The 20081-nt window shown below is 59.2% G+C and carries 16 protein-coding genes; 8 read left to right on the forward strand and 8 right to left on the reverse strand.

Annotation, left to right across the window (positions count from 1 at the left end; translation table 11 throughout):
* Positions 1–18: 18 nt before the first annotated feature.
* A complete protein-coding gene (locus tag ATO10_RS12995) occupies positions 19–864 on the forward strand; it encodes a 3-oxoadipate:acetyl-CoA acetyltransferase (protein WP_035252259.1) in 846 nt (281 codons plus the stop codon).
* Between the two features lie 41 nt (positions 865–905).
* Positions 906–1979 (forward strand): 3-carboxy-cis,cis-muconate cycloisomerase, encoded by a 1074-nt coding sequence (locus tag ATO10_RS13000; protein WP_035252261.1) that lies wholly within the window; start codon positions 906–908, stop codon positions 1977–1979.
* Here the strand turns inward: ATO10_RS13000 and ATO10_RS13005 are convergent.
* The 3 genes from ATO10_RS13005 to ATO10_RS13015 are packed head-to-tail and all read right to left on the reverse strand — an operon-like array spanning position 1976 to position 5318.
* Positions 1976–2956, reverse strand: a complete 981-nt coding sequence (locus ATO10_RS13005; protein WP_035252264.1) for a glucokinase — start codon at positions 2954–2956, stop codon at positions 1976–1978. The two genes, ATO10_RS13000 and ATO10_RS13005, sit on opposite strands and share 4 nt — an antisense overlap.
* 3 nt (positions 2957–2959) lie before the next feature.
* Positions 2960–4285: a GH1 family beta-glucosidase gene (locus ATO10_RS13010; RefSeq protein WP_035252267.1), complete on the reverse strand. Its 1326-nt coding sequence runs from the start codon at positions 4283–4285 to the stop codon at positions 2960–2962.
* 4 nt (positions 4286–4289) lie between these two features.
* On the reverse strand, positions 4290–5318 hold the full coding sequence (locus ATO10_RS13015; RefSeq protein WP_035252269.1) for a LacI family DNA-binding transcriptional regulator: 1029 nt from the start codon (positions 5316–5318) through the stop codon (positions 4290–4292).
* A 227-nt stretch (positions 5319–5545) separates the two neighbouring features.
* On the opposite strand from ATO10_RS13015, the gene ATO10_RS13020 reads away from it, so the two are divergent.
* The 5 genes from ATO10_RS13020 (at position 5546) to ATO10_RS13040 (ending at position 11906) form a co-directional block, all read left to right on the forward strand.
* On the forward strand, positions 5546–6901 hold the full coding sequence (locus tag ATO10_RS13020; RefSeq protein WP_035252271.1) for an ABC transporter substrate-binding protein: 1356 nt from the start codon (positions 5546–5548) through the stop codon (positions 6899–6901).
* A gap of 71 nt (positions 6902–6972) precedes the next feature.
* Positions 6973–7980 carry a carbohydrate ABC transporter permease gene (locus ATO10_RS13025; RefSeq protein ID WP_035252273.1) on the forward strand — a complete coding sequence of 336 codons (1008 nt, stop codon included), beginning with the start codon at positions 6973–6975 and terminating at the stop codon, positions 7978–7980.
* 10 nt (positions 7981–7990) lie between these two features.
* Entirely contained in the window at positions 7991–9139 is a 1149-nt protein-coding gene (locus ATO10_RS13030) for a carbohydrate ABC transporter permease (RefSeq protein WP_035252276.1), read from the forward strand.
* 15 nt (positions 9140–9154) lie between these two features.
* Complete coding sequence (locus tag ATO10_RS13035) at positions 9155–10825, forward strand: alpha-amylase family glycosyl hydrolase (protein WP_202898664.1); 1671 nt, start codon at positions 9155–9157, stop codon at positions 10823–10825.
* Complete coding sequence (locus ATO10_RS13040) at positions 10818–11906, forward strand: ABC transporter ATP-binding protein (RefSeq protein WP_035252278.1); 1089 nt, start codon at positions 10818–10820, stop codon at positions 11904–11906. Before ATO10_RS13035 ends, ATO10_RS13040 begins: the two co-directional genes overlap by 8 nt.
* A 135-nt stretch (positions 11907–12041) precedes the next feature.
* Here the strand turns inward: ATO10_RS13040 and atzF are convergent, their stop codons facing one another.
* The 5 genes from atzF to ATO10_RS13065 are packed head-to-tail and all read right to left on the reverse strand — an operon-like array spanning position 12042 to position 18997.
* Positions 12042–13835 carry an allophanate hydrolase gene (gene atzF, locus ATO10_RS13045; RefSeq protein WP_035252280.1) on the reverse strand — a complete coding sequence of 598 codons (1794 nt, stop codon included), beginning with the start codon at positions 13833–13835 and terminating at the stop codon, positions 12042–12044.
* Positions 13832–15484 (reverse strand): dipeptide ABC transporter ATP-binding protein, encoded by a 1653-nt coding sequence (locus ATO10_RS13050; RefSeq protein ID WP_035252282.1) that lies wholly within the window; start codon positions 15482–15484, stop codon positions 13832–13834. Before ATO10_RS13050 ends, atzF begins: the two co-directional genes overlap by 4 nt.
* A gap of 2 nt (positions 15485–15486) precedes the next feature.
* Positions 15487–16356, reverse strand: coding sequence for an ABC transporter permease (locus tag ATO10_RS13055; RefSeq protein WP_035252283.1), 870 nt, complete (start codon positions 16354–16356; stop codon positions 15487–15489).
* Complete coding sequence (locus ATO10_RS13060; RefSeq protein ID WP_035252286.1) at positions 16353–17378, reverse strand: ABC transporter permease; 1026 nt, start codon at positions 17376–17378, stop codon at positions 16353–16355. Before ATO10_RS13060 ends, ATO10_RS13055 begins: the two co-directional genes overlap by 4 nt.
* Before the next feature lie 5 nt (positions 17379–17383).
* Positions 17384–18997: an ABC transporter substrate-binding protein gene (locus ATO10_RS13065; RefSeq protein ID WP_035252288.1), complete on the reverse strand. Its 1614-nt coding sequence runs from the start codon at positions 18995–18997 to the stop codon at positions 17384–17386.
* A gap of 137 nt (positions 18998–19134) precedes the next feature.
* Between ATO10_RS13065 and ATO10_RS13070 the strand changes: the two genes are divergently transcribed.
* Positions 19135–20037 (forward strand): LysR family transcriptional regulator, encoded by a 903-nt coding sequence (locus tag ATO10_RS13070; RefSeq protein ID WP_035252290.1) that lies wholly within the window; start codon positions 19135–19137, stop codon positions 20035–20037.
* Positions 20038–20081 lie beyond the last annotated feature (44 nt).

Here is a 20081-nt window from a genome sequence, read left to right on the forward strand (position 1 = left end):
ATTTACGGAACACAAGACATGACCAAACCCTGCATCATCTGCTGTGCCATCACGGGTTCTTTGCCCCGCAAGGAAAACAACCCTGCGGTGCCAATTTCCGTGCAGGAGCAGATCGAATCCACCCACGAGGCTTTTGAGGCGGGTGCCAGTATCGTCCATGCGCATGTGCGCAATGATGATCAGACGCCAACCTCGGATCCGGAAAAGTTCGCGCGTTTGCAGGAGGGGCTGCAAAAGCACTGCCCAGGTATGATTATCCAGTTTTCGACCGGCGGACGGTCGGGGGCTGAAAAAGAACGCGGCGGCATGTTGCCCCTGCGCCCTGACATGGCCTCGTTTTCTGTCGGGTCCACCAATTTCCCGACGCGGGTTTACCCCAACAGCCCTGACCTGGTGGACTGGTTAGCAGCAGAAATGCGCAGCTTTGGTGTGAAGCCCGAGATCGAGGCGTTTGACCTTTCGCATATCCATCAAGCAGCGTTGATGAACCGGGATGGGCGTATTCCGGGGAAACTCTATGTCCAGTTCGTCATGGGGGTTAAGAACTCTATGCCGGTGGATCGGCCGTCGTTCGACTTCTTCATCGAAACGGTGAACCGACTGGCCCCGGATGCCGAATGGTGCGCGGCCGGGATCGGTCGCGATCAGATCACGGTGAATGAATGGTGCGTGGCGGCGGGCGGCCATTGCCGCACGGGTCTGGAAGACAACGTACGGATCGACAAGGATACGCTCGCGCCGTCAAATGCGGCGCTGGTTAAGCGCGTCACAGACCTTTGCGAAGCCTATGAGCGCCCGGTTGCCACGTGGCAGCAGGCGCGTGAAATTCTTGAAATCCCGCTGGCTGGCTCGACAATTTCCTGATTTTCAAGGACTATCGCATCATCCCAAACCCGGAGCCGCAGGTGAACCCTCTGATCCAGACCAACCGCTACTTTTCGGCGCTTTTCGCAGATGCCGAGGTGTCGGGCGCGTTTGATACCGCGCGCACCTTTGACCACTTTCTGGCCTTCGAGATCGCGCTGACCCAAGGGCTTGCCGAAAGCGGGGCGGTTGAAGCCGATAAGGCGCAAGGCGCCATCGACAAGATGCGCGGTTTTCGCCCTGATCTGGAGGCAATCGAAGCCGCATGCCCCGTTGACGGTCTTGCTGTCCCTGAATTCGTGCGCCAGCTGAAAGCGCATGTTGGGGCCGATCTGCTGCAAGCTGTGCATATCGGCGGCACCTCGCAGGACCTGATCGACACGGCCACAGTTCTGACGCTTAAAGAGGTCAACGCGGTCCTTGCCGCGCGGCTGGATGAGCTTGTCACTGGCCTTGAACGTTTGATCGACGAACACGGTGAAAACACCATGATGGGGCGCACCCGCATGCAAGCGGCACTGCCAATTCCCGTCAGCCATCGTTTGCAAAGCTGGATCGCGCCCCTGCGCCGACATCAAGAGCGGTTGAGCCGCTTAAGACCCGAGTTGGAGGTACTTCAGTTTGGTGGCGCCACAGGGGATCGGAGTGCCAACGGTGCCCATGCGCCAAGGATTGGCGCTGTAATGTCCGATCAGCTTGGGCTTTCAGACCCCGGGCAGGCTTGGCACAATGATCGTGATCGGTTTGCGGACTATGCCGGTTGGCTTTCGCTGGTGAGTGGAAGCTTGGGGAAGATCGGGCAGGACATATGCCTGATGTCGCAGCAGGGCATAGACGAGCTATCCCAGAGCGGCGGCGGGTCCAGTTCGGCCATGGCGCATAAGCAGAACCCGATCAAAGCCGAGCTCCTGATCACGCTTGCTCGCTACAATGCCGGGCAGGTCGCGGTGATGCACAATGCGATGGTGCACGAACAAGAACGCTCGGGCGTTGCTTGGACGTTGGAATGGATGGTGCTGCCAGTGATGGTATGCGCCACCGGCAAAGCCCTGCTGACGGCGCAGCAGCAACTAGAAGACATAACCGGCATCGGTACGCCGGCTAGGACGGGTTAAGCCGGCGCAAGCGTTTCGACATATTTATACGCCCCAATCAGGCCAAAGTTTGGTTCGTTCACCAGATAGAGCGGCAGCACTTCTCTCTCTTTGGTGAATCGGCCGCCGGACGTGAATGCCGTCACGAAAGGCGCATTAAATATCCATGGGTTCTTCATCGCGATGCCGCCGACAAGATACACCCCGCCACTTGCCCCAAACGCCAGCGCCAGATCCCCGGCAATCTGCCCAAGGTGAGCCTTGAAGATATCGATGGTCTTAATCGCGACAGGGTCGGATTCATTTCGGGCCCCTTCAAAAATACCCCGCGGATCAGGAACCGGGCCATCCGTGCGCTCAACATTCTGGACCGCCTGATAGAGGTATGGCAGGCCTGTGCCACTGAGGATGCCTTCAGCCTCAATTACCAAGGTGTCGCCAAAGAAGATGTCTGGCCACAACGTGCGCAGCGCCGCGAAGACCTCGACCTCGTAGCGGGAGCGGGGGGCGGCCCCAATGTGCCCTCCTTCGCCTGAAACGCTATGATAGGCGCCATCGGCGCAGACCAGCACCCCAACCCCAAGTCCGGTCCCGGGACCGATCACCAAACGGGTTGCAGGGCCGGGGACTTCTGCGCCAGAGATACGGGATATATCCCCGGGTCCGACTGCCAGAGTGGACCAAGCCGCGGCAGCGAAATCATTGATGATCTTCGCCTGTTTTGCCCCGGTCGCAAGGCCAAGGTCATCACCTGACAAAGACGCGTTGGCATTGGTCAGCTGAAGGGCATTGTCCTTAACAGGCCCGGCTGCGGCGGCGACCGCCACCACAGGCGGTTCGGGAAAGGCAGACCGGGTAAAGTCACGCGCCATATCCAGCAGGTCGTCGCCCTGCTTGGTGTCATACACGGCGGTTTCCATCATGCGTGCGCCGTGAAACGCTGCAAAACGCGCGTTAGTACCGCCAATGTCGGCCACAAAATACCAGTGCTTGGTCATGGTCTATCCAGCGTTCAGAGCCTGCGACAGGCTTAGGTAAGATGCTTTTGGCGTTCGTTTCATCGTTTCGAAATCCACATGGACCAGACCAAAACGTTTTTCATACCCTAACGCCCATTCGTAGTTGTCGAGCAAAGACCAAAGGAAATACCCGTTCAGCGGAACCCCCTCGGCCATGGCCCTTTGCGCGGCATCGATGTGGCTGTTGATATAAGCGATGCGGCGCTGATCATTGACGGCCCCATTTATCAGGGCATCCTCGTTTGCCATGCCATTTTCAGTGACAATTATCGGCATTTGCCCGCTGTATTCCCGGGCGGTGCGGGTCAGGAACTTGTACAGCCCTTCTGGGTAAATCTCCCATCCCATCTGGGTTTTATCGAGCGGGCCGGGCACGTCGTGGTGATGCGGCCAAGGGCCGTCATTTGGCGCCATCAGTTTGCGCGTGTAATAGTTTATACCGCACCAGTCGACAGGGGTAGAAATGGTTTCAAAGTCGTCTTCCCACCCCCAGGGCAGATGCGGGCCCAGGCCTTCAACGACAAGGTCGGGATAGGTCTTCTTGAACACACCTTCGATGAAAAAACGGTTGTAATAAGCGTCATAGACATCCGCTGCGCGCCGCGCTTGGTCGCTGTCATCTGCCGGGTCGGCCCATTCCATGTTGAACACCGCACCAAGATTGGACATTCCCAGCCCGCGCATGACCTCGATCGCGCGCCCGTGGGACAGCAGAACATGGTGCATGGCGCGCGCCGTCGCGCGGATGTCGCGCAGCCCCGGCGCATGCTGGCCCAGGAAATGACTGAGCCAACTGACACACCATGGCTCGTTGATTGGTGCGACCGAGTGCATCCGATCCCCGATCCGTCCCATTATGATCTGGGTGAAATCAGCGAACCAGCCCGCGATATCACGGTTGCGCCATCCGCCAAGGTCCGCAAGCGGCGAGGGGAGCTCCCAATGATATAGCGTTGCGCAGGGTTTGATCCCGCGCTCTAACATGGCGTCCGTCAATCGGTCATAAAAGTCGAGACCAGCTTGATTGACCGACCCGCGTCCTTCGGGTAGGACCCGCGCCCAGCTTGTCGAGAAGCGATAGCAATCAAAGCCGGCGTCAGCCACCAGATCAAGGTCCTGTTCGTAGAGATGATAATGGTCGCAGCCACGTGCCCCGTTTTCGGCGCGCACCACATTGCCCGGCGTGGCGGCAAAGCTGTCCCAATGCGTTGCTCCCGCGCCCCCAAAGGCGTGACCTTCGATCTGATAGGCTGAGGTGGCCACCCCGAACTGGAAACCTTCGGGGAAGTCTGAACGCGTGAATTGCATGGTCTTATCCCTGTGGAGCAGGCCCGGTAGAGCGGCCGACGACAAGTTCGGCCTCAAGCAATCTGGTTTGCGGTACATTGGCTGGCTCATTGATCTGAGAGAGCAGCATTTCCGCCGCGATCTCGCCAGCCTTCCAAACCGAAGACCGTGTGGCGGTAAAGATCGGAACGTCCTGCCCGTTCTTCAGATAAGACAGTTCGTCATCATGGGTAATGATCGAGATATCGCGGCCCATCTTTAGCCCGGCTTCTTCAATGGCGCGACGCACGCCGATAGCGGATATCATCGACGACGTCAGGATCGCTGTCGGCGGGGCGTCCAGTTGCAGCATGTGACGGGTTTGATGGTGGCCGAACACTTCGGTCATCTCGTTGCTGCGCATCAGTGCCGGGTCGGTTGGGATGCCACGCGCCTTGAGCGCAGCCAAATACCCGTCGCGGCGACGTTGAGCGAAATCCATGTGTTCCAGACCATTGATCAAACCGATCCGGGTGTGGCCCAGATCCAAAAGGAATTCGGTCGCCCGCTGGAAGGAGCGCTTGTTGTTCACATCGACCCAGCTGTAGGGTTCGTCGATCCCGCTTGAACGGCCATGCACGACAAAGGGCAAATCCAGCGCATTGAGCAGCGGAATACGGGCGTCGTTCACCAAGGGCCCCTGAATGATCACCCCATCCACGGCGCGTTTGGCTTTCAGCTCGCGGTAGGTGGATTCATCGTTCCCGTCAGCGACGCGCGTGAACATCATATCGAAGTTGTGCCGTGCATAGGCATCGGAGGCGCCACCAACGAAATCGCCAAATACCGGGTTCACCATTTCATGCCGGGTTGAGGCCGGGATCACATGCCCGATCATCATGGCGCGGCCCGTCGCCAGCCCCTTGGCGCGGCTGTTGGGGCGGTAATTGTAGCGCGCGGCGGCTTGCTGCACGCGTTGGCGGGTGGCCTCGTTGACCTCAGGGTAGCCATTGAGCGCACGGCTGACCGTCGTCTGCGAAAGACCAAGCTCCTGAGCTAAGGTTTTGAGGTTCATAGTCATTCAAAGCGCTTTCAAGTTCTTCCTATTTTTCTGATCGGAATGCGCGTTCGGGTCAATACCTATTTAGATTGGGATGAATTACAGTCTTTATAGATAGGCATTTTTCGTATTTGTGTTGACACGGCTTGCGATGTTAGCGGTAATGGCGATATCCAAAGCGCTTTGAAAAGTGAGTCGCTTGGTGAGAATTTCTGCGTAAAAACGCAAACGGGAGGAAAACGATGAAACGGCCCTTGTATGCAGGCGTGGCCGCGCTTGCTCTTATGACGAATGCGGCGCTGGCCGACGGACATTTGCCCATTGCACCCGGTGAGGGCGGCCTGAACTGGGCCAGCCTTGAAGCCTTTGGGGCAGCCAATAACTTGGAAGGCGAAGAGCTGACCTTTTTTGGCCCCTGGCTTGCTGGCGAGGCGCAATCGTTCAAAGACATGATGGCTTATTTCGGCGAAGTCACCGGCGCGAAATGGAGCTATGTCGGCTCGGATTCTCTGGAACAACAGATCGTCATCGACTCTGAGGCCGGATCGCCGCCCAATCTCGTCGCATTTCCCCAGCCCGGCCTTGCCGCCAACATGGCAAGCCGCGGTTTCCTGAAGTCGCTGGGAAGCGACACAGCGGATTGGGTCACCGAAAACTACGCCGCGGGCAGCTCGTGGGTTGATCTGGGGACCTATGCAGATGCCAGCGGAAACAAAGATTTCCTGGGCTTCTTCTTCAACGTCAACGTGAAGTCTCTGGTCTGGTACATCCCCGAAAACTTCGAGGATGCAGGCTATGACGTGCCCACCACCATGGAGGAGCTGAAAGCGCTGACAGACCAGATTGTCGCTGATGGCGAGACGCCTTGGTGCATCGGTCTGGGGTCAGGCGGCGCGACGGGCTGGCCGGCTACCGACTGGGTCGAAGACCTGATGCTGCGCACTCAGCCGCCCGAAGTCTATGACCAGTGGGTGACCAACGACATGCCATTCAATGATCCGCGTGTTGTCGCCGCCATTGAAGAATTCGGCGCCTTTGCCCGGGTCGAGGAAAATGTCGCCGGTGGCACTGGCGCGGTGGCCACAACCGACTTCCGCGACAGTCCCAAGGGTATGTTCTCGACCCCGCCGCAGTGCTACATGCACCGTCAGGCTTCGTTCATCCCGGCCTATTTCCCTGAGGGAACCGAACTGGGCGCGGATGCAGATTTCTTCTACTTCCCGGCCTATGAAAGCAAGGATTTGGGTAAACCGGTTCTGGGTGGTGGTACGATCATCTCAATCACCGATGACAGTAAAGCCGCCCGTGCCTTCATGGAGTTCCTGAAAACCCCGTTCGCGCACGAGATCATGATGACGCAAGAGGGTTTCCTGACGCCCCACAAAGGCGCGAACCCGGAAACTTATTTCAGCGACACGCAGCGTGGTCTGGGTGACATCCTGCTGAATGCGACGACCTTCCGGTTTGACGGATCGGACCTGATGCCCGGCGGCGTTGGTGCAGGCACGTTCTGGACCGGGATGGTTGACTATGCGGGTGGCAAGCCCGCTCAGCAGGTCGCAGACGAAATCCAGGATTCCTGGGACGCACTGAAGTAACACCACTCACGTATATTGCGGGCAGCCTGTTGTCGGGTTGCCCGTAGTTCACAGTCAGGGGAGGGGCATTCATGCACCCGGCACTACAGGGGCTAATGACCATCGTGATTGGTGTGTCGGCCTGCATCGCTTATTTCGCGCTGTCGAACCAGTTTCTGGATAAAGTTCTGTTTCCTGCGCGCGGGCCCAACGCGGGCCGCAACATCAACCGCGCCAACATGATCCGGCCTTGGTTGTTCCTGTTTCCTGCTTTGTTTGCTTTGGGCCTGTATCTGGCCTATCCGGTCTATGAAACATTGCGCCTGTCTTTGACTGACCGGGTGCCCGGTGGCGGCTATGAATGGGCCGGACTGGACAATTACACCCAGATGATCGCCGAGCCAAAATTCTGGGAAGCGATCCGCAACAACATGCTGTGGTTGTTGATCGTTCCAGCTCTGTCGACCGCCTTTGGCCTGCTTGCCGCGCAGCTGACCGACAGGATCGGCTGGGGCAATATCGCCAAGTCGCTGATCTTTATGCCGATGGCCATTTCATTCGTTGGGGCCTCGGTGATTTGGAAACTGGTCTATGATACCCGCCCGGCGGATCAGGATCAGATCGGAATTTTGAACGCAATTTACATGGCCTTGGGCGGGGCCGAGCCGCAGACGTGGCTGACCATCCCGTTGTGGAACAACCTGTTTTTGATGATCGTGTTGGTCTGGATTCAAACCGGGTTTGCGATGGTGATCCTGTCCGCCGCCTTGCGCGGCATCCCCGAAGAAACGGTCGAGGCCGCCATCGTTGACGGCGCCAGCCCGCTGCAGATTTTCTTCAAGATCAAGGTGCCGCAGATCAAGAACACCATTCTGGTGGTCTGGACGACCATCACAATCACCGTGCTCAAGGTCTTTGATATCGTATTTGCGATGACCAACGGCCAGTGGGAGACGCAGGTGCTGGCCAATTACATGTTCGACAAACTGTTCCGCGCCAATGACTGGGGCGTCGGCTCGGCCTCGGCCATGGTGATCATGCTGCTGGTCGCGCCGATCCTTGTCTGGAACGTGCGCAACGCGCGCAACGAAATGCGCTGAGGAGGGAACCATGGACAATATCGCCGGAACCAAATCTTCCCTCACATGGGTCGTACATATCTCGGTCGCGCTGCTGGTGATCTTGTGGCTGTTGCCGACGATCGGGCTGTTTGTGTCGTCCTTCCGTACCGCTGATCAAATTGCCACCAGCGGCTGGTGGAAAGCGCTGACCGCCTCTGAACAGAACCTGACCCTGCGCAGCGCGGCGCCTGACACGCAGGTCGAAACGAACGGCCTGTTCGTGATCGAGGGGCAACTGTTCGATGCGGCGCAAGAGGCTGAAATCTCTGCCTGGGGTATCAACTCGCGCGCCATCGACGCGTTCAAACCCGGTGACACGGCTGATCTGCGCAAAGGCGGCACCATTACCGTGCAAACTGACGGCAGTTACCGCATGGAAAACACCGAAGCCTTCGCCGGAAAGCGCGGCCAACGGGTTTTCGTGGTTGCCACCGTGCCGCCGGAACTGACGTTCGAAAACTACCGCGCCATGCTATTTAGCGATGAAAACGCCACCGGTATGGTCAAGGCTTTCTTTAACACGCTGACCGTGACAATCCCGGCGACCGTGATCCCGATCCTAGTGGCGGCCTTTGCCGCCTATGCCTTGGCATGGATGGATTTCCCCGGTCGCGCGCTGCTGATCGCGGTGATCGTGGGCCTGTTGGTGGTACCGTTGCAACTGGCGTTGATCCCCTTGCTGAAACTGCATCTGAACATTGGCATCGGCAAAGGGTATCTGGGGATATGGCTGGCCCATACCGGCTTTGGTCTGCCGCTGGCGATCTATCTGCTGCGAAACTATATGGTCGGTCTGCCGCGCGATATCATCGAGAATGCCCGCGTTGACGGTGCGACCGAGTATCAGATCTTCACCAAGATTATCCTGCCGCTCAGCTTCCCGGCGCTGGCCTCTTTTGCGATCTTCCAGTTCCTGTGGACATGGAACGACCTGTTGGTCGCCAAGGTGTTCCTGATCGACGCCACCGGCCAGACCACTGTCATGACAGCGCAGATCGTCGAACTGTTAGGCACCTACGGTGGCAACTGGGAGGTTCTGGCCACTGCGGCCTTCGTTTCGATCTCTGTGCCCCTAATCGTTTTCTTCACCATGCAACGCTATCTGGTCCGCGGCCTGCTGGCCGGGTCCGTGAAATAGGACATGAGCACGCCCATGAATGCCACAACGCACAATGCCTCGCTGACACATCTGGCCAAGGACCAGGATTGGTGGCGAGGCGCGGTGATATATCAAATCTATCCGCGCAGTTTTCAGGACAGCAACGGCGATGGAATCGGCGATTTGGCCGGGATCGTGCGGCGCCTGCCCTATGTCGCCAGTCTTGGCGTCGATGCGGTCTGGATTTCGCCCTTCTTCACCTCGCCGATGAAAGACTTCGGCTATGACGTGTCGGATTACTGCGATGTTGATCCGATGTTCGGCGCATTGTCGGATTTCGACGCAGTGATCGAAGCCGCGCATGGTCTGGGCCTGAAGGTCATGATCGACCTGGTGCTCAGCCATACCTCGGACCAGCACCCGTGGTTTGTCGAAAGCCGCGCCAGCCGTGATAACGCACGGGCCAACTGGTATGTTTGGGCCGATCCAAAACCCGATGGCACGCCGCCCAACAACTGGCTGTCGATTTTCGGGGGGCCGGCATGGCAATGGGACGCGCGCCGGATGCAGTATTACCTGCACAACTTCCTGACCTCGCAGCCAGATATGAACTTCCACGAACCTGACGTGCAGGATGCGCTGCTGGATGTGGCAAAGTTCTGGCTGGAGCGGGGGGTGGATGGCTTCCGTCTGGATACGATCAACTTCTACGTCCATGACGCGCAGTTGCGAGACAACCCTTCCCTGCCGCCCGAGCTGCGCAATGCAAATATTGCACCCGAGGTGAACCCCTATAACCACCAAGATCACCAGTACGACAAGAACCAGCCCGAAAATCTGGCCTTTCTGCGCCGGTTGCGGGCGGTGATGAACGGCTATAACGCCGCCGCGGTTGGCGAGGTGGGCGATGCACAATACGGGCTTCAGATCATGGGGGAGTATACCTCTGGCGATGATCTGATGCAGATGTGCTATGCGTTCGAGTTTCTTTCACCCGACATGCCCGGCGCTGACGGGGTGGCTGATGTGATGGCACGGCTGGCCGAGGCCGCGCCCGAAGGCTGGCCCTGCTGGGCCTATTCCAACCACGATATCATGCGCCACGCGACACGCTGGAACATGGGCACTGATGCCCTGCGTCTGATGAACACGTTGATGATGTGCCTGCGCGGTTCTGCCTGCATCTACCAGGGCGAAGAGCTGGGCCTGCCCGAAGCCGATGTGGCGTTTGAGGATCTGCAGGATCCTTACGGGATAGAGTTCTGGCCCGAGTTCAAAGGCCGCGATGGCTGCCGTACCCCTTTGGTGTGGGAAGCAGGCGCGGTCAACGCCGGCTTTGGCGATGGCAAACCATGGTTGCCGGTCAGCGCCGCACAACAAGCATTGGCAGTGGATCAACAGGAAACTGACAGCACCGCATTGCTGCATCATTATCGCCAGACCATCGCGCTGCGTCATGCCCACCCGGCACTGGCGAAAGGCGTGCAGACGGGCATGCGTGCCACGGGTGACATGCTGAGCTTTATCCGCCAGCACGAGAATGAACAGCTGTTCTGTGCGTTCAATCTGGGAGAGGCGCCGCAAGAGGTATTGATGCCAGTGGGGGATTGGAAAAACGCTGCCGGGTCAGTGCAGGGCGCGGTTGCGCCCGGCGAAGGGGCGGTGCGACTAGGGGCATGGCAATGCTGCATCGCGATCAAGACTGAGGGGGAGAGCAATGGCTGAATTAAAGCTTCGAGGGGTCGAAAAGACCTATGGTGGCAACGTCAATGTGTTGCGCGATATTAATCTGGAAATCGACCCGGGTGAGCTGATCGTTTTTGTCGGTCCTTCAGGCTGTGGCAAATCCACGCTGTTGCGGATGATCGCTGGTCTTGAAAAGATCACCGGCGGCGAGCTGACTATTGATGGTCAGGTCATGAACGACATGCCGCCGGCGCAACGTGGCATTGCCATGGTGTTCCAGTCCTATGCGCTTTACCCGCATATGACCGTGCGCGAGAATATGTCTTTCGCGCTTAAAATCGCCAAGAAGCCCCAGGCCGAGATTGACAAAGCTGTGGCCGAAGCCGCCAAGGTGCTGCAGCTTGACGACTATCTGGATCGTCTGCCCAAGGCCTTATCGGGCGGCCAGCGTCAGCGGGTGGCCATCGGCCGTTCCATCGTGCGCGACCCCAAAGTTTACCTCTTTGACGAGCCGCTTTCCAACCTTGATGCCGCCCTGCGCGTCGCCACCCGGATCGAAATCGCCCGCCTGAAAGAGGCGATGCCGGACCGCACCATGATCTATGTGACCCATGATCAGGTTGAAGCCATGACTCTGGCCAGCCGCATTGTGGTGCTGGCCAACAAGGGTATCGCACAGGTCGGCACGCCACTGGATTTGTATGAACGCCCCGAAAACGAGTTTGTGGCGCAATTCATCGGCTCGCCTGCCATGAACCTTTTGCCGGGCAAAGTCACGGGCACCGGCGCCCAGACAACGGTGGCCTTGGATGCCGGTGGGGTGGCTGTGTCCACTATCCCGACCACGGATGCTGATTTGGGTAAAACGGTGAATATTGGTGTGCGTCCCGAAGACTTGGTTGCAACCGAAGGCGATGCAATCTTCGAAGCGCGCGTCGACATCACCGAGGCACTGGGCGAGGTGACTTTGCTTTACTTTGAAAGCGAAAATGGTGTCGAAGACGGGTTCATCGCGAAACTGCCCGGTATCCACAAGGATCTGCGTGGCACGACCGTTCGCATGACAGCAGACCCTTCGAAAGTACATCTGTTTCACAACGGGCAATCAATGCGCACCTAAGGGTATCTGGCGCACGATTGGTCCGGCCCCCAACGGGTCGCCCCTCGCTTTTGCTCGCGGGGATAGGCGAGCGGCCCGTGGGAGGCGGCTCGCCAAGAATAGGTGAATTCCTTGTTCGGGTCGGCGCAACGGTCTTCAGGTGCGGGCGATGTACTTACGCCAATCCGCCAGCGCAGAGATGTCTTCGCCACCTTCGGCACCGATTGACTCGCAGATAAACCCTTGCACGCAGCTGCCATCGGCAAGCAACACCGTGCCAATTCCCAGTGGCGACGGGATTAACTGCATAAAGTGACCGAATTTTTCGATGGGAAGGCTCCAGATTTCAAGCTGAACCGCGACGCCGGTTCCCGGCGCGACCCTGACCATACCCGGGCGCGCCGGGCCCGCGCCCGCCAGCGCATAGAACCGGTAGTCAGGCGCCGATTGATCTTTGCGCAGGAAAATTCCGCCAAGTTTGGTCAATTGATTGTTCAGCGCCAGCCCGGACATATGTGCACCGCATACAGCGATTTCAAAAGTCCCGGCATCAGGCAGCGACGGGGCAAGGTCCGGCGCGGTGAAAGGCCAGTCGGTTGCGCCAAGGTTGCGCTTGCCTGCCGCCTCGATCAGCGTTGCTGTTGCGGCTACCTTTGCATCCTCGCCTGCGGGGGCCAGAAAGGTAACGCTGCCCGGCCGACCATCGGCGCGCGCAGGTGCCGGCACAGCGATGCCGCACATATCCATCAGGTTGACGAAATTCGTGTAGGTGCCGAAGTCGCTGTTTGGGCCGATCGGGTCGGCTTCCAGTTCGGCGACCGTATGGAAGGTCGGGATCGTTGGCACGCACAGCATATCAATATCTTCCAGATGCGGCTCGGCCTCCCGGATCAGATCTTTCAGGCGATAGATGCCGTTAAAGGTGTCGGCGGCGCTCAGGTCTGCGCCTGCGCCGATGATCTGTAGGGTGACCGGGTGCAGTGCTTCGGGGTTTTCGGTGATCAGCTCTTCGATCGCCGCATAACGTTCTGCTACCCAGGCACCGTAATAAAGCATGTCAGCAATGTCATAGAGCGGGCTGAAATCAACCTCGCGGATGTCCGCCCCCGAGGCGCGTAAAAGGGCCACCGTCGCGGCGAAAGAGGCCTCTTGCACCTTGTCGCCGGAAAACCGGATCGTCGCGGCAGAGGGGATGCCGATCACCGGAGCAACAGGTGCCTGCGTCAAATCGGGAGTATCAAAGCTGCGGGCATAACTGTCTGCGGCGTCATATTGGGCCGCAACCTGGAACGCGGCATAGGCGTCTTCCACGGTCAGCGCGAAAATCGAGATCGTATCAAGCGTCCGGCAAGCTGGCACCATACCGCTGGCCGAAAGGCTGCCAAGGCTGGGTTTAAGCCCGACGATATTGTTGAGCGCAGCCGGTACCCGGCCCGATCCGGCCGTATCCGTGCCCAATGAGAAACTGACGATCCCATGCCCCACGGATACGCCAGACCCGCCGGATGACCCGCCCGGTACGATTTCAGGGTCGATCGAATTTTTCGGCGCGCCATAAGGGGTGCGCACTCCGACCAACCCGGTTGCGAACTGGTCCAGATTGGTTTTGCCAATCACCAGCGCCCCGGCCTCTTTCAGCTTGGCAACCACAAAGGCATCTTCGGTGGCATCAAAGGCAAACGCCGGACAGGCGGCTGTGGTCGGTGTGCCCGCCACGTCGATATTGTCCTTCACGGCAAAGGGCACCCCCCAAAGCGGTTTGTCCGGGTCATAGGCCCCCAAATCCGCTGCTGCCTTCAGCACCTCTGCCTTGTCCAGAAGGTGCAGAAAGATGTTTGGGTCTGCGACTTCATCAATGCGGGCATAGACCTGCTCGATGATCTGGCTGGGTGGCAGTCCGCCTGCATAAGCTGCGCGCAGGGCGGGGATGGTCAGGGGCACGATGGTCACTCGGCAACCTCCTTAATTGGGTCTTCAAAAGCAGTAGAGGGTAGTTTCGGTGTGGCTTCGATCAGGGATCTGGTTAGGGGGTGTTGGGGCGCGTCCATCACATGGGCGGTGGCGCCGCGTTCGACGATTTCACCGGCCTGCATCACCAGCACCTGATCGCACAGCATCCGCACCACCTGCAGGTCATGGGACACGAAAATATAGGTCATGCCCAGATCAGCGCGCAGATCGGCCAGCAGGTTCAGCACCACGGCCTGGATCGACACGTCCAGCGCGGCTGTGGGCTCATCCAGGATCAGCAGTTTGGGATTCAGGGCGATAGCGCGGGCAATGCCAACACGGGCCTTTTGCCCGCCCGACAGCTGATGCGGGAACCGGTGCAGCAAACTTTGCGGCAAGCCGACCTGATCGGCGAGCTCGGCCACGCGGTTTTTCAGCGCCGTGCCGCGCAGCTTTGCGATTTTGCGCAGGGGGGCCGCGATAGATTGCGCCGCGGTGAAGCGCGGGTTCAAGCTGTCGGTGGCATCCTGAAACACCATCTGGATGTCGCGGCGGCGCGGGTGGCGCGCAAAATTGCGGGCTGGGACGGCGCCCAAGTCTTCGCCGTCAAATTCGATCTGGCCCAAGGTCGGGTCCAACAGCCGGGTCAGCATCGACGACAGGGTCGATTTCCCGCAACCGCTTTCGCCGACCAATGCCAGACTCGTGCCTTGGGTCAGGTCAAATGAGACCCCTTTGACCGCCTGCACGGGTCCCGATTTTCCCTGAAAGGTTTTGACCAGATCACGCACCTTTAGCAGGGTTTCCCCATCTGAACGGCTGGGTCGATAGGGCGTGCGCGTGTCGGCGGGCAACAATTCGCGTATGCTTGCGTTCAGGCGCGGCGTAGCGGCGATCAGCTTGCGGGTATAGGGGTGCCGGGCGTTGGAAAACAGCGCCTCGGGCGTGCCCTCTTCGACCAGCGCGCCGTCTTTCATCACCACGATCCGGTCGCAGTATTCGGCGGCCAACCCCAGATCATGGGTGATGGTGATGGTGCTCATCTGACGCTCGGCCGACAGCTCGCGGATCAGGTCCATCACGGTTTTCTGGGTGGTGATATCCAGCCCCGTGGTGGGTTCATCGGCGATCAGCAGGCGCGGGTCACAAGCCAGCGCGATGGCGATCACCACGCGCTGGCACATCCCGCCTGACAGTTCGAACGGGTAAGCCTCGTACCGCGCTTCAGCGTCGCGGATGCGCACGGCCTCCAATGCAGCGATGGCTTTCGCGCGCGCGTCATAGCGTGTGGCTTGCGCATGACGGCGCAGGACATCCTCGATCTGGGCGCCGACCTTGCGGATCGGGTTCAGCGCGGCGCGCGGGTTTTGAAAGATCATCGAAATCTCGCGCCCGCGCACATCCAGCATGTCGCGTTCGGCGGCGCGGCGCAGGTCGATGCCTGAATAGGTCACGTCGCCCGCCGTAATGCTGCCGCCCCGATCCAGAATGCGCATCAACGCGTAAGAGGTCACCGACTTGCCCGAGCCGCTTTCGCCAACAATGCCCAGGGATTCGCCCTTGGCCAGTTTCAACGACACATCGCGCACGGCTTCGACCGGGCCTTTGCGGGTTTGGAAGGTGACGCCCAGATTGCGCAGCTCCAACATGGTCAGGTCCTCCGCCGTGGGTCGACCAGATCGCGCAGACCATCGCCCATCAGGTTGAAGGTAAACACCGCCATCATCAGCCAAAGACCGGGAAACAGCGCCAGCCACCATTCGCCCGAGATGATGAAATTGGCGCCCTCAGCCACCATGATGCCCCACTCGGCCTCGGGCGGGCGCACGCCCAGCCCGATAAAGCTGAGGCCCGCCGCATTCAGGATCGCCCAGCCCAGGTTGAGCGAAATTTGCACCATCATCGGCGGCAGGGCGTTGGGAAAGATTTGCCGCGCCAGAATGCTGATATCGCTTTCGCCAGATAGTTTGGCGGCCTGCACGAATCCGGCTTCGCGGCGGATGTTGACCTCGGCCCTCACCAGCCGGGCATAGAACGGCAGGTTGATGATGGCGGTGGCGTAGACGATGTTTTCAACCGTGTTGCCCAGCGCCGCCACGATCCCCATCGCCAATACGAACAATGGGAAGGCCATGATGGTGTCCAGAACGCGGTTCAAAACCGCGTCCAGCCAGCCGCCCCAATAGCCCGCGACCGCGCCAAGGATTGAGCCAAACACAAAGGACAATGCAACCGCCGCGACAGAAATCGTCAGGTCCAGCCTTGTGGCAACGATCACCCGGCTGAACACGTCGCGGCCCAGATTGTCGGTGCCAAACCAATGGCTGGCCGAGGGCGGTTGCAACGCCTTTGACGCGTCGCTTGCCAGCGGGTCATAGGGCACCAAAGCCGGGCCGAACAGCGCCATAAGCACAAAGGCCGCGAACATGGCGAAGGCCAGAAAAGTCACCGGGTTGTCGCGCATGACATAGGCGAAATGCGCAAGGGCCTGACGGCGCGGGGAAGTGGTTGTATCGCTCATCGTGCTTCAAATCCGATGCGCGGGTCGATCAGCGAATAGGAAATGTCGATAATCAGGTTCAGCGCCACGAACAAGAGCGCCATGCTCAGCACAAATCCCTGCACGGCGGCATAGTCCGAGGCCACCAAGGCCTCGACCGCGTAAGAACCGATCCCGGGCCACGCGAACACTTTCTCGACCAATACGTTGGCGCCAAGGGTGAAGGAAAACACCATGCCCAGCGTCGTCACCACGGGCAGCAACGCATTGCGCAGCGCATACCCATAGAGCACCTTGCGTTCGGTCAGCCCCGCCGCGCGGGCGGTGCGAATAAAGTCAGATGACAGCACCGACAGCATCGCCGCGCGGGTCATCCGGGCGATCGGTGCCATGGTGAACAGTGCCAGCGTGATCGCGGGCAGTGCCAGTTGTTTCAGCGCGCCAAAGAAGACTTCCCAATCGCCGATGATCGCGCTGTCGATCAGGTAGAAACCGGTGACGGTGTCGGGCTCGATATAAATGAAGTCCAGCCGTCCCAAAGGCGACGGCGCCCAGCCCAGCAGGTAATAGAACACATAGATCAGCAGCACGCCGGTAAAGAAGGTCGGCAAGGACACTCCCGCCGTCACCACCATCCGGCACAGATGGTCTTGCAATGATCCGGGATTGCGGGCCGCCATGATGCCCAGGGGCACAGCCAGACCGCAGGACATGCACAGGGCCAGCAAGGTTAGCTCTAGCGATGCGGGCAGTTTGCGTATCAGATCGTCGGCCACCGGCTGACCGGTCATGATGGACTGGCCAAAATCGCCGTGCAGCAGATCGCCGACATAGATCAGGAACTGCTGAAGAAGGGATTTATCCAACCCCAGCGCCTCGCGGATTTGCTGAATGGATTGCTCATCCGCCGCGGCCCCGGCGAAATAGACCGCCGGGTCGCCCGGCAGGGCGCGGGTCAGCACAAAGCTGACCACGACCACCCCGATCACAACAGGCACGGCTTGCAGCACCCTTAGACCGATGGATTTCAGACGACCCGACACTTGGTTTAAACGCCCTTGAGGTTTCGGATGTCGAGCTGGCGGTGGAACCAGTATTCGAAATCCTTCACGTCATGCATGCCGACGTTCAGCGCAGGCTGCCACAGGGCGATGCGCGGTACTTCATCCCATGCGATTTCGATCATGCGTTTGATCTTGGGCGCGTATTCGGGATCGTCGACCGGCATGTGCAGGGTCTCGGCTGTCAGCGTCTCGATCTCCTCGTTGCGATAGTTCGACGAGTTGAACAGATGCCCCTCAAGATAGGCCCAGAAGAAGTAGTAGCACGGGTAGTTCAGCCAACCGCCGAAGGTCTCAAGATGAAGCGGCAGGCGCTTCTCAACCAGCGACGCGGTACGCCAGTTGGCACCGGGCACCTTGTCGATCACGGCGGTGATGCCGATCTTGGCAAGGTTTTCCTGCACCAGCAGGGCAACCGGCTCCATCCAGTCAGCCTGACCCAGTGAAATCGACAAGGGCACCTCAAATCCGGCGCCATATCCGGCCTCTTCCAGCAGCGCCTTAGCCTTGTCCAGATCGGTCGAATACGGGAAGGGCTGCGGCCATGCGATATCGGATGGCGTGGTGCTTTCGCCGCCCCACATCGGTTTACCCCGGCCATAAGCGGCAGTTTCAAACACTTCCTGATAGGGCACCGACCACGCGATGGCCTGACGCACGCGTTTGTCCTTGAACGGCTCGAACGACAGGTTCGGGTTCAGACAGTAGATCGCGTTTTCAATCGGTGTGGTCTGGATGGTGACGCCGTCCATGTCGGACAGTTCCTTGGCGTCCTTATTGGGCATGTTGAAGCTGAGGTTCACATCGCCGCGTTCCAACAATGCGCGCCGGGTGGCGGGGCTGGGCACTTCGCGCAGAACGACACGTTTGATCGCGGGCACGGGGCCGGAGGTGTACCCCTCGTTGCGCTCATAAACCAGCTGCTCGCCGGGTTTCCACTGTGCCACTTTAAAGGCGCCGGACCCGGCGGGGGTGGTGTGCAGATATTCTGTCGCCCACGGGTCGTCATCGGTGGCATTTGCCAGCGCAACCTTCGAGTTGATGATCATCGGCACCGGCACCGCCAGATCGGGCAGGGTGAGCTTTGAGGGGCGGAGCATCTTGATCTTGAAGGTCAGATCATCGACCGCCACAAACTGATCGGGGCTTTCAAGCGATCCGGCCTTCATCTGAACTGCCGGGAAGCCACCCAGCGACACGGCGCGGTCAAACGACCATTTCACATCGGCGGCGGTGATCGGCGAGCCATCCTGAAATTTGCCTTCGGGTTTCAGCTTGAAGATCATCTCGGTGTCGGTGATCTCCCAGCTTTCGGCGACTTCGGGTTCTATGACCGAATAGTCATAGGAAAGCCCGCCATCCGGCGTTTCCTTGGTGCCAAAGCTGACCAGCCGGTCATAGACATTCACCGCCACCTGATAGGACGGGCGGTTGGTGCCCGATCGGTGCAGGTCGAGGCTGTTGATGGTCTGGCCCATCACCGCGACGATCACATCACCGCTGGCTGCCTGAGCGGGCAGCGCTTTCAGAAAGGGCAGGGCCGAGGCGCCCAGCACGGCGCCCCCGCTTAGCAAAAATCCACGTCTGGTTTGGTTGGTCATATCGAAATCCCCTGTGTCGATCTTTTGTTTTGATCATCCGGTCTTTGGGGAAGCTTCTGCCTTCCTTGCTGTAACCACAAATGCTATGAATTCACAAAACCGGTGCAAAAATTGCACCGCTAGCGCTGAGGGTGCAAATGCGACATCTGCGAGACTTTGAGTTTATCGAAGCGGTGATCCGAGCTGGATCAATCCGTAAGGCGGCAGAAGACATGAACATTACGGCCTCGGCGCTGAACCGCAGGATCAATCGGTTCGAAGAGGAATTCGGCTATGAAATCTTCGAACGGCTGCCGCGCGGGGTGCGCCTGAACCCTGCCGGAGAGCTTGTGCTGCACCATATCCGGGCTCAGCGGTCTGATTTCGCACGGCTGCAAAGTCAGGTGGCTGACCTGTCGGGCGTGCGGCGCGGACACGTTTCAATCGCCTGTTCGCAGGCACTATTGCCCTATTTTCTGCCGGAACAGATTGCCAGCTATCGCAAGGATCATCCGGGGGTCACGTTTAATGTGAACGCCCGCGATAGGTTCGAAGCCGAACGCGAGCTGTCCACCTTTTCATCCGACATCGCGCTGGTGTTCGAACCCCACCATCTGGTGGACTTCGAAGTGGTAATGTCCGTGGATCAACCGATCTATGTACTGATGCGGGCGGACAACCCGTTGGCGCAGCAAAAAGAACTGAGACTGCGCGACTGTCTGGCGCAGCCCCATGTCGCCCCCAGTGCGCAATACGCTGTCCGATTGTTGCTGGATGCCGCAGCGAAGAAAACCAACATGGAAAGGCTGCGTCCGATTGCGGAATCTGAAAGCTTTGACTTCATGCGCCACTATGTGTTGCACGAGCACGCGCTGGCGTTTCAGTTTCCCATAGGTCTAAGCCTGTCGGGCGAACACGGCTATATCGCCCGCCCGCTGTCGTTGCGGGATGTGCCGCCGGGCAGTCTGCTGCTGGGCCAGTTGCGGGGACGGACCTTGCCGGTGGCCTCGGCCCGGTTCGTAATGCAGCTGTCACAAGCGATGCAGGCCTACCACCTTTAAGCGATGCATTTTTTGCACCGGTATTAGTTAAAACTAGCATAAGA

Origin of the sequence: Actibacterium atlanticum (assembly GCF_000671395.1) — a bacterium.
Taxonomy (GTDB): domain Bacteria; phylum Pseudomonadota; class Alphaproteobacteria; order Rhodobacterales; family Rhodobacteraceae; genus Actibacterium_D; species Actibacterium_D atlanticum.